The sequence below is a fragment of the Variovorax sp. HJSM1_2 genome, from assembly GCF_049316285.1.
In the GTDB taxonomy this organism is placed as follows: domain Bacteria; phylum Pseudomonadota; class Gammaproteobacteria; order Burkholderiales; family Burkholderiaceae_C; genus Rhodoferax_B.
In genome coordinates, this window is record NZ_JBMOXA010000041.1 from 23,490 (window position 1) to 33,381 (window position 9,892).

9 protein-coding genes are annotated in these 9,892 nt (G+C 47.7%); 3 read left to right on the plus strand and 6 right to left on the minus strand.

Translation table 11 applies throughout. From position 1 onward, the window contains the following. Nucleotides 1–34: 34 nt before the first annotated feature. From ACFQ95_RS24760 to ACFQ95_RS24770, 3 genes are read left to right on the plus strand one after another with little or no spacing between them, the layout of a single operon-like run. Nucleotides 35–1,387, plus strand: coding sequence for a phenylacetate--CoA ligase family protein (locus ACFQ95_RS24760; protein ID WP_422835427.1), 1,353 nt, complete (start codon nucleotides 35–37; stop codon nucleotides 1,385–1,387). A 12-nt stretch (nucleotides 1,388–1,399) separates the two neighbouring features. Then, nucleotides 1,400–2,761 carry a putative O-glycosylation ligase, exosortase A system-associated gene (locus ACFQ95_RS24765; RefSeq protein ID WP_422835429.1) on the plus strand — a complete coding sequence of 454 codons (1,362 nt, stop codon included), beginning with the start codon at nucleotides 1,400–1,402 and terminating at the stop codon, nucleotides 2,759–2,761. A 3-nt stretch (nucleotides 2,762–2,764) separates the two neighbouring features. Beyond that, nucleotides 2,765–3,745: a polysaccharide deacetylase family protein gene (locus ACFQ95_RS24770; protein ID WP_422835431.1), complete on the plus strand. Its 981-nt coding sequence runs from the start codon at nucleotides 2,765–2,767 to the stop codon at nucleotides 3,743–3,745. A 234-nt stretch (nucleotides 3,746–3,979) separates the two neighbouring features. Here the strand turns inward: ACFQ95_RS24770 and ACFQ95_RS24775 are convergent, their stop codons facing one another. The 6 genes from ACFQ95_RS24775 to ACFQ95_RS24800 form a co-directional block, all read right to left on the minus strand. Next, nucleotides 3,980–4,996 (minus strand): acyltransferase family protein, encoded by a 1,017-nt coding sequence (locus ACFQ95_RS24775; RefSeq protein WP_422835433.1) that lies wholly within the window; start codon nucleotides 4,994–4,996, stop codon nucleotides 3,980–3,982. Nucleotides 4,997–5,088: 92 nt separating this feature from the next. Next, nucleotides 5,089–6,309: a hypothetical protein gene (locus tag ACFQ95_RS24780; protein WP_422835434.1), complete on the minus strand. Its 1,221-nt coding sequence runs from the start codon at nucleotides 6,307–6,309 to the stop codon at nucleotides 5,089–5,091. Nucleotides 6,310–6,383: 74 nt separating this feature from the next. After that, on the minus strand, nucleotides 6,384–7,334 hold the full coding sequence (locus ACFQ95_RS24785) for a hypothetical protein (protein WP_422835436.1): 951 nt from the start codon (nucleotides 7,332–7,334) through the stop codon (nucleotides 6,384–6,386). After that, nucleotides 7,331–7,912: a low molecular weight phosphatase family protein gene (locus ACFQ95_RS24790; RefSeq protein WP_422835438.1), complete on the minus strand. Its 582-nt coding sequence runs from the start codon at nucleotides 7,910–7,912 to the stop codon at nucleotides 7,331–7,333. Before ACFQ95_RS24790 ends, ACFQ95_RS24785 begins: the two co-directional genes overlap by 4 nt. Nucleotides 7,913–7,978: 66 nt before the next feature. Beyond that, nucleotides 7,979–9,094 carry an acyltransferase family protein gene (locus ACFQ95_RS24795; protein WP_422835439.1) on the minus strand — a complete coding sequence of 372 codons (1,116 nt, stop codon included), beginning with the start codon at nucleotides 9,092–9,094 and terminating at the stop codon, nucleotides 7,979–7,981. Between the two features lie 485 nt (nucleotides 9,095–9,579). Continuing rightward, the coding region (locus ACFQ95_RS24800; RefSeq protein ID WP_422835441.1) for an asparagine synthase-related protein at nucleotides 9,580–9,892 on the minus strand (313 nt) is incomplete at its 5' end.

Here is a 9,892-nt window from a genome sequence, read left to right on the forward strand (position 1 = left end):
GCCTAGGTGTCCGGTTGCCGCTATCAAACTGATCATGAATTTGTACACTTCGTTCGTTTCCAAGGTGCTGTTTCCGCTGCAGGAACGGCTTAAACACCACACCACTGTTGCCGTGCATCGGCAGATGGAGGCGGCGCAATGGTGGCCCGCGCCACAGCTGGAACAGCACCGTGTGCGACGCCTGCGCGAGCTGTTGTCGGACGCCGGGACATTTGTGCCGTACTACAAAGAGCTGTTCGCAAAGCTAGGCTTCGAACCGGCCAGTGTGAGCAGTATGGGGGATCTGACGAAGTTGCCGTTTCTGACCAAGGCCTTGATCAAGGCCAACACCGAAGCGCTGAAGCATCCTCAAGCCGCAGGCCTGGCACGTTTCAACACCGGGGGCTCATCCGGCGAGCCCTTGATTTTCTTCATTGGCAGAAAACGCGTGAGTTACGACGTTGCCGCCAAATGGCGCGCAACCCGCTGGTGGGGGGTGGACATTGGTGACCCTGAAATGGTGGTGTGGGGCTCACCGATAGAGCTGGGCACGCAGGACCGCATCAAGTTCATTCGTGACCGTTTGATGCGCACCGAGTTGCTGCCTGCATTCGAAATGTCCGAAGACAAGCTTGATAGCTTTGTTGCCTCCATCCGTCGTGTTCGTCCGCGCATGTTGTTCGGTTATCCATCCGCCTTGAGTCTGATTGCACGTCACGCACTGAAGCGCGGCGTTGCGATGAACGATCTAGGCATCAAGGTGGCGTTTGTGACCTCCGAGCGTCTTTATGATGATCAACGGGCGGTGATCAGTTCCACTTTTGGCTGTCCCGTGGCAAACGGTTATGGGGGGCGCGACGCTGGCTTTATTGCGCACGAATGCCCATCGGGAAGCATGCATATCACGGCAGATGACATCATCGTGGAGATCATCAACGAAGCGGGTGAGCCTCAGCCTGCGGGTGTGGCCGGCGAAATTGTGGTGACCCATTTGTCGACCAACGACTTCCCCTTCATTCGCTACCGTACCGGGGACATCGGTGTTCTCGGGCAAAAGCAGTGTGCTTGTGGCCGGGGGCTGCCGCTGTTGCAAGAAATCCAGGGTCGCAGCACCGACTTCGTCGTGGCCTCGAATGGCACCATACTGCATGGCCTGTCATTGATCTACATTCTGCGGGACTTGGCCGGTGTGCAGTCCTTCAAAGTGGTACAGGAAACGCGTCTTTTGACACGTGTGTTGCTCGTCACCGACGCTCAATTTACACCGAGCGCCGTCGACGATATTCGGGCCGGCTTCCAACGCAGATTGGGGCAAGACGTGGAAATTCAGGTGGACATTGTGGACAGCATCGCGGCAGAAAAATCAGGCAAGTTCCGCTACATCGTGAGCCACGCGGTGAGCCGTTAAGAGGACGAAGACATGCGCGATTTTTTTCTCATTGGCCTGGTTTTGATGGGCGTATTCGCATCGCTGAAGTACCCCTGGGTCGGGATCATGCAGTGGACCTGGCTCAGCCTGATGAATCCCCACCGCTATACCTACGGCCCGGCCTACAGCGCGCCACTTGCCGCGTTGACGGTGATGGCCATCCTGATCGGCATACTGGTGACCAAGGACAAAACCTCCCCCTTTAAAGGTACACCGGTCACATTGCTGGCCTTGCTCATGGCCTGGATCACTCTTTCCTGGTTGCTCGGCATCGATCCTTCCAGTGACTATGACCAATGGAAGAAGGTGATGAAAATTGACGTGCTGATCCTCGTCGGGTTGGCATTGCTGCACTCTAAAAAACACATCATGGCTTTGGCGTGGACGGTCACGTTGTCGTTGGCGTTACTCGGCGCTAAAGGCGGGCTATTCACCGTGATGACAGGCGCCAGCAGCCGTGTGTGGGGGCCGCCCGGCTCGTTTATTGAAGATAACAACGAATTTGCTCTGGCCTTGGTCATGACGATTCCGCTGCTGCGGTTTCTGCAACTGCAGGTGAAAAACAAAAAAGGCAAATTGCTGCTGATGGGGGCCATGCTTCTTTGCGCAGCCAGCGCGCTGGGAAGTTACTCACGAGGCGCTTTGTTGGCGGTGTCGGCGATGGGCGCATTTATGTGGTGGCGCGGAAAGAACAAGTTGGGTGTGGGCTTGGTGATGGTCATGGCTGCCATCCCGCTGCTGGCGTTGATGCCGGATGCGTGGACGGAACGCATGAATACGATACAGACCTATCAACAGGATGCGTCGGCGCTCGGGCGTTTGAGCGCCTGGTGGAATGCCTGGAATCTGGCTTTTCATTACCCCACCGGTGTCGGGTTCAATGCCGCGCGTCCAGAGCTGTTTGCCAAGTATTCACCTTACCCAGAAGCTGGAACACCAGCGGCCCACAGCATCTACTTCCAGATACTGGGCAACCATGGTTTCGTCGGTCTGTTCTTGTTCCTCAGCTTTTGTATCGTCACCTTTCAATGGGCGCGCTGGTTGCGTAAACATGGTGCGGCGCGTCCCGAAACCATGTGGTGCTCGGATCTTGGCACCATGTGCCAGGTATCTTTGGTGGGGTATGCCGTGGGGGGGGCATTCCTGAGCTTGGCTTACTTCGATCTACCCTACAACATCATGGTGCTGGTGGTGTTGGCACGCGTGTGGATGACGAGCAAAGCCTGGGAGCGTGAACCGGTAGAGCCCTACACATGGCGGAGTATTCCCGGCATGTGGGCCCACCTGCCGGAAGGCAGTATTCCAGTCGCGCCCAAAGGAAAACGCGGCCCACGTGCAGCGGTGAAGGTTTAAAACATGCTGTTGCGAGCTTTTTTCAATGTGTTGTCACCGGCGGGAGCCAAGGCAAAGCTGTCGACGCTGATCTTTCATCGCGTGCACGCTCAGCCAGACCCGTTGTTTCCAGGTGAAGTGGATGCCGCGCAGTTCAATGACATGTGTCGTTGGCTCAAAGAATGGTGCAACGTGCTGCCCCTGGACCTGGCATTGGCCCAACTGGCCGATGGCAGTCTGCCTGCGCGTGCGTGTGCCATCACGTTTGACGATGGTTATGCCGACAACCACGATGTGGCGCTGCCGATTCTGCAAAAACACGGACTGGTCGCAACGTTTTTTATTGCGACCGGCTTTCTTGACGGTGGCCGCATGTGGAACGATGGTGTGATCGAAGCCTTGCGGAGTACCGAGCGGCCAGTGCTGCAACTGGCGTCAGTCATCGAGGGGATGAACGAACCTCTTCCCCTAGCTGACTGGGGCCAAAAACGCGCGGCGATCTATCGCATCCTTGCGCACATCAAATATCTGCCGCTACAGGTGCGCGACGAAGCCGTAGCTGCACTTGCGCGGTATTGTGCGGTGACGCTGCCGGATGACTTGATGATGACCTCGGATCAAGTGCGTGGCCTGCATAGAGCAGGCATGCAAATTGGGGCGCACACGGTATCGCACCCTATTTTGGCGAAACAAGCCCAAGAAGACATGTACCGTGAAATTGTCCAAGGTAAAGAGGAATTGGAGCGCCTTATCGACGCACCAGTCGCTTTGTTTGCCTACCCAAATGGCAAGCCAGACGAGGATTACAGCGCAACAAGCGTAGACATCGTCAAGTCGCTCGGATTTCAGGCCGCAGTGTCTACGGAATGGGGGGTTGGGCATCGCGAGTCGGATCTATTCCAGATCCCGCGTTTCACCCCATGGGATCGCTCGGCTTATAAATTTGGATTACGTTTGGGCCTAAATATGCGTAAAACACAAACGCTAAGAGCCTCGGGGTCTTGAGTTTTAGAATAATTGGTTACTAGGCCAAATGAGCGCAGTTTTAACTGTGCCTGTTTTGTGTGCGTACCAATACACATTTTCTGTGCAAAGCCTCAATTTCAGCCTTGCTAGTGACAGACTCAAGATAGACACGAATACTCCTTCTGTCTAGATGAATGCGCTGATTAACTTGTGGTAGCCAATCCATTTTTAAATTCAGCTAGCAGGCATAGGAAAAAGCTCTTGGAAATGGATTCAACGGTTTCCAAGGACGATACGCATCGTTTTTGGGAAAAAACGATTGGAGTAAATGTAAATCTGCGCCAGAATAAGCGCTAATATGATGGGCGTCAGAATCCAGAAAATCCAGTAGGGAATACCGGAGAATATTTTTTGGTATATGAAAAAAGCTACTAAGAACAGTGGACCTTGGGCAAGAAAAGTAAAAAAACTATACTTTGACAACTTCGCTAGCCAATCTCCAAATCGAGTATTGACAAGCATTGCCGCAGCAGGCCAGATCAGCAATGGCGATACCAGTCTAAGGTAACTTCTGTTTTCTATCTTAAAGAAAACAACTGAAATGCACAAAGCTAGAAATATGGCTAGTAATAATGGTCCATATTTATCAAGTTTAGACATGTCCCATTTTTGAATTGACGCCATGCCGCCAATATAAAATAAAATCGGCATGGTGTTTCTGAGGAAAAATTGTCCATCCAAATCGAAGAAAAATAGAAAAAAGACAATTATCAGTCCGTGCCAAATGTATTTTCTGAGAAAAAAACCAAAAACTGGAGCAATAACCGAGAGGAGAAAAAGATCCCTGAGAAAGTTGAGAGGGAAATTTATTGGCGCGGTAAATAGGCCAACAATAGCATTGGCCCAATTGATCAGCTTGAAAGGGTATAAATTGATTGAAAATACATGATCCATCCATTGATTCATTTGTATAAAATAAACCGCCACCGCGATTGGGAGGTTGAATATTATTAATGGAATCAAAATGGATTTGATTTTTTTGGGTATTAATTTTTTGAAATTAAGATCTAGCTGTGAATTGAATAGCAGGTAGCCAGAAATAAATGTAAGTACGGGAACGGACGCGCGAAAGATGGCGTGTTGAAAAAGGGCTTTGATGAAATTAAAGAAGCCTGGCCCTGTTTCTGCTAATGGTACATAGGGTGGTGTATGCAAAACAATAATTCCAAATATCAATAGATATCTCAGTATTGCAATTCTTTTGCTTATATTTTCATCTAGCTTGATCACGATAAACTATTCCAATGATGTTCATTTGGTAAACGATTTTATGCGCTTAACCAGAAATTGTTTTTTCTTTTGTTTGCGACAGATATTTATTTTTATGAAAGCTTGCGAAATAAATTCTTGCAATCGATCCAAAATGGTTTTGGGTCTTCTTTATCCCAAATATAGTAGCCAACGTTTTTCTTGAAATAATCTCGTATGAATCGAATTACTTCAGCTATGGGGCGTGAGTTGAACGACCGATCGACAATCAAGTGCTTCTGAAAGCATATGCGAATAAGACGTTTGATTTCGGTGCTGGCCATGCGACACCGATGCTCAAATTTGATAAGGTCTAGCTCTGGTAATTTCATCCCTGAGTTAAGAGCGTATGCAATAACAGCAAAATTGGCATTGCATTGAACGGCTAAAGGATAGCTTCCCCAATAGCGGCCATTGATTTCCATCAAAACTGCGCTGTTTTTTTTCTGGTCCCACCGGTACTCGACCATCGCAACCCCCTCCCATTGCGCCTCCTGAAGCAAGGCAATGGATTGCTCCTGAAGCGAGATGTGATGCTCGAGAGGCACTGAGTCACAGACACTGGAAAAGCCACCTTCGGGCGGCCATTCGGCAATTCGAAGATGCTGAAATCGACGCACGGCCTGTCCTTTGTGCATATAAAAGAACTGACCTAGTCCTATGCCTGGACAGTAAGATTGAACCAAAGGCCATTCACCGATTGATTCGTAGCAACGAGTTGCATCTAAAAAATCAGCGCCGTTATAAACATATTGAACTTTATGTAGAGGCAAACCCGCTGCACTAAGTTTTGGTGAAACGGTATTTGGGTCTTTCCATTTTAATATGGCCGGAAACTGAAAGTTGACAGCGATGTTTTCGATGTCTTCTATCGACTTGGGTTCGGTCGTTTGGGGCGTTGAAATTCCCAATTTTTGTGCCATGGAAAGCGTGTGTTGCTTGTCCAAAACCAAAGCTAAAGTATCAAGAGTTGGAACTATCGGTTTCACTTTTCCGAACTCAGCCCGGTGTTTTGCCAACCATTTAAGGTTGACTTCCGAAACCGCGATCAGGCAACAAGGACCAAACTCTTCACCGATAGCAAAGATCGAAGAAATCCAATGAGTGCTACGGGGGGGTGAAACGACGACAGAACGATATAGATACTTAGATGCCAGACCAATAGCACGAGGGTCATGCGTCATGCCAATTACTTTTACACCAGCTCTCCCTAGCTCCCGGACAATGTTAAGCCCGATTTGTGTTTCCAACCCAAGGACAATACAAGGGGGAGAGTTATCTGGAAATAATTTCATGTTTGGGTTATAAATGGAATATTAAGATATACCAGATATAAAAAATAATAAATTGAATAAAGGGGAATGCCAGCTCAAGTTAATCGCCTTATCGCCTGTGCTGCGTACCGAAGGCCGGTCGATGGCAATTTGGTGTAAGGCTGATAGTTTTGTTTTGTAGGGGTATTAGAGGGTACAAAAGATCCGACATGGAAATCCGTTGATCTCTCCGCGAGAAAAGCACACAGAGATGTAAATCTCTTTACAACCGTCCAGTCCGGCTGATTACTATTGGGTTTCAACATTTCAAAATTATGTGATACCACCACGAAATTTTGACTCTCAGCTTCTTTTGCACTTAATAACGCATCACGCATTTCGTTAAAACCACAAGCTCCCACTTGAGCTGGGCGATCTTTCTTAAAGCCATCTCTAAATACGGTGACGGGGTAGGTCATGACTTCTCCAACATAAAAAGACGTATCTAAATTACGTCCTTCAAGGAGTTGAGGCGCGCTGACGTCATAACATCTGTTTAGACTTGTATCAATTTTGATGTTGTTTTTCGCAAGTGCACTGAAGGTATCTTCATTGAGCGCATAACTTCCAGCGCGAAATGCGGTAATAACGCCACTTCCAGCGGCCTCCAGCATCTTCTTGCCATATTCAATTAGAGCAGTTTGTTCAGAAAAGGTGTAGTCTGACAAATGCTGCCGTTTTTTCTTATTGTCGGCGATGAGTGGTTGGAGTGCTTCATTGACCCATTCGGGGTGTAGATGAAGTTGAATCTCTTGACCTGCGGATTTTATGAGATCGACTATTGATTTGAGATGCTGTTGCCCAAAACGTGCAGCAAACAAAGGCTCTACAAAAAAGATACCTCGTAGGCCATATGTGTTAAGAATTTCCAATGTTTTGGGAAGGGCATAATTTCCGTGCTTGGATTGTCCGTAAACATATCTCTGGAAACTTGGGGGGAAGGCTTCATCAAGATTCGTCCAACCATCACACCAAATTTCAATGTCGAATGTGAGGTAGACGTTCACGTTTTTAGACTCGGACTTTTTGCTGTTTTCAAATCTTCTACTAGACCTTCAACTGCAGATCTCAGTAGCGTAAAACATGTTCGGAAATATGCGTCCGACAGTGTATGCGGGTCATGTAAATGGACTCGGTGTGGCGCCGACCAATGTCCCAGTAGCGCGATGGCTTCAGTCGGTATTCCCGCGTCGCGAAGCTGGTGTGCATGCCGAATTTCCATAGCAAGAAGCAGATCGTTGGGGCGAAACTCATAGTCGGTCAAGTTTGTTGCAGAGTGATTTCTCAACTCAAATCCCAAGAGGTCTGCAGTTTGGATAGCCTTCTCAAATGCCGGATGCCCAGTGGTCGTAGAAAGACCGATGGAGCAAGTTTTGACACCAAGGGCTGAGGCTACAGCCTCTGCAAATGCACTGCGATTGATGTTGCCAAGGCATACAAAAACAATACGTTCAATTGATTCCAGTCGAGGATTTAGGAATGGATTGATGCTACCGCTAATGTAAGCAACTTGCCCTAGAACAGTCCGAACCAGGCCTCGCGCTGTTCCATAATTGGTATCGATCAGGGTTAGAGTTTTGCTCATTAATTTTAATATCTTGTCCTGTTGTTCTTGTGGTGAAGTAAGTTCACTTGTGAAGCTATTAAAATATTAAGCCAGTTTGAGTGTTTTTAAGTAGGCTTGTAGTTTCAATAGACTGTGCTGTACGGCATTTCTTAAAACATGACGCTTTCTTTCGGTGACCCAGCTAATGAGAAATACTGACGCTGCAACAAGTGCTGTGGTGAAAATCCAATAATAATGTCCAGTTGGATCGCCTTGCAATACAGCTGCCCAAAATAGAAATAATGGCTGATGTAGGATGTATAGAGAGAAGGTGAAGCTGGCCAAGAATTTGATTGGCTTTTCTATTGGAAAAAATAGATAATTAAGCTTGTCACTGAGCAATCGCATGGCTGCAAAATTCATGAAAACTAAAGCCCCTAAAATGTAATCGCTGAGAAAAAACTTTGAAAAAGTCAATTCTTTGAATAAGTTGGGTCCAATATTATTTTTGAACCATTGTGCTGTGATTTCAGTTGCGTCAATTTTGTGAAAAATAATAATGCCTACCGTGGAAAAAACTAACATTAACCACGCTGTTAATGTGCTTAGGTGCTTTGGGCGTTCCCAATGATAAAGTATGACGCCGAGCATCCAAATTGGGGCGAGTAATAATATTTTAGGCCCTAAAAATAGCGATAGCAGTGCTAAGAAAAACCATTTCGTTTTACCCGGTAGAAAACAGAACATACCGAAGCCTATGTAGTACCACATTTCGTATGTTACTGACCAGTATGGAACGTTAGAGAAGCTCGTAATAGACACAAACCATATCTCGTTGAGCAACATCAGGCTCGCCCCTATACGCGCAGCGAATTGATCAAAGGGGTAGTCGTATAGTGCTGGATAAAGTTGTCTTCCAAATGCATCTAGCAAGAGGGTAATAAAAACCGCAGGAATAGCCACTGAGTAAATGCGAGAAATTCGACTTGCTGCGTAGTCGATCCAATTTTTCTCACGTGTGTCAGTGATGAAGGCAATGACAAAACCAGAAAGCACAAAGAACACGATGACTGAGCTGTGGCCATAATTGCTTGCGGGCAAGATATCATTTACCAATAATCTCTGATTTGAATGATATATGTACACCAAACACGCAGCCAGAAATCGAATTAAATCAAGATAAATAGAAAAACTTTTTCCCATAAGGCTGGTGAATTTCAACTACTTGTGATGTAACGACTGGTGCTGAAAATTTTTATGATTTTTCGAGATGTCTTTGAAGAATTTCGAATAATGAAAAATAAATTCCTCAGGACTTTTCCAAGCGCAATAATTCTGAAAACGTTGTATCAGTTTTTGGGGGGCTTTAGATTGGCGTATTGTGATACCTATTGGGCTTTTCGAGCCATTTCGTCAAGCTTTTGTTGAGTCCGTTGTCGAGCTCGATTCCCCATCGCATCCACGACCCGTGTGCAAGCAGGGCTGCCCATTGAGGTGTTGCGTGTCTAACCCTGTCGCCTCGAAGATTTTCGAGACTGCACGCTTGACTGTCTGACGCTTGTTCCTGCCAAGACGTAACCGTGCAGCTTTTTCCATGAGTGGGCTCAGTCATCAAGTGAGGTTCAAATGCCGGAAGTGCAGAGCTTGCCTTAAGCATCGAGCTGGTCGGTTTGCACTCTACAAATTGGCAAACAAAAGTGATGCCACTATCCAGCCTGCTGATTTAGCTGGTACTGCGGCGCATGGTGGCGAAGCCATTGCTCTAGCATCATCAAGATCCAGACCATTTCTCCAAAGTAGCCTGGATGCTCTTGCAAACGCTGATTCAAAAGCGAGTCGACAAAGGCGCGCCGCACAATACCGCGCTCCACCAAGCTATTGACGGACTCTGTAGCCAAGGCCTTGAGTGCCTTGTCGCTGTTGGCCCATACGCCAAACGGTAGGCCAAAGCCTTGCTTTTTCTTGGTGATGATGTCGTCGGGCAAGAAGCCGCGCAGAGCCTCTTTGAAGAACCAGCGT